Origin of the sequence: Novosphingobium sp. ST904 (assembly GCF_001298105.1) — a bacterium.
Taxonomy (GTDB): Bacteria; Pseudomonadota; Alphaproteobacteria; order Sphingomonadales; family Sphingomonadaceae; genus Novosphingobium.
In genome coordinates this window covers 1-668 of record NZ_LGJH01000009.1, presented here as the reverse complement: position 1 = coordinate 668, position 668 = coordinate 1, and the positions used below count along the sequence as shown (strand labels likewise).

Sequence of the window (668 nt, the reverse complement as noted above, 5' to 3'; positions counted from 1 at the left end):
TTAAAGGAACGAGGTCAAATCGTTTTAGTTGGACGCTTGATCGCGCCCTACATATCGATCGAAAGCGTCTATGAACGGCCAACGTTCAAAGACCCCTCGCAAACCACCTTCAAAGAATACCACGTCAAGGCCGAAGCAGCATGTATGCTGATCGTCAAGGACGGAGAAGTCGTCTCCAAATGTTTCGCTTCTATAAAAGAAGACCGCGATAGCTAATATAAGTAAGATCATCGCAAAGAGCGTTTCGATAAAGCTCAATGCGCTAGGAAGAGATGCAGGAATAGCAGCCCAAGGTATAAACCTTGCAAATGCCAACGCAGTTGCCGTCTTTGGACGGCCAGCATCCAAAAATAGCTTAACGTGATCTAGTTTGGAATCTTGCACGACAACCTCACGGCGCTGCCTTTGCAGCGCGGTTTGACCGAGGGCCTCAAGATCAAGTTACGAGAGTTGTCAGTGTCAGATTAGGATTGAGATCAGTTACAATGGCCCGGCTCCCATGTGGTCACCGCGAATTTCCGCGTCAAGGCCGACAAGCGCGGTTGTCCAACAACCACCTTGTACTGATGCAAAATCAAAACTTTTGCATCAGAGCCATTGGGCGCTGGGATGTTGATTCCGCCCATGAAAAGCGCGCCGGATGTGCATCAGATTTTTGCATCACGGAG

At 49.1% G+C, this 668-nt stretch carries 1 protein-coding gene; it reads left to right on the top strand.

Annotated features, from left to right (window positions below; all coding sequences use genetic code 11):
- Positions 1-216, top strand: a 216-nt coding sequence (locus ADT71_RS32505) for a hypothetical protein (protein WP_231635431.1), incomplete at its 5' end; no start/stop codon positions are given.
- Positions 217-668 lie beyond the last annotated feature (452 nt).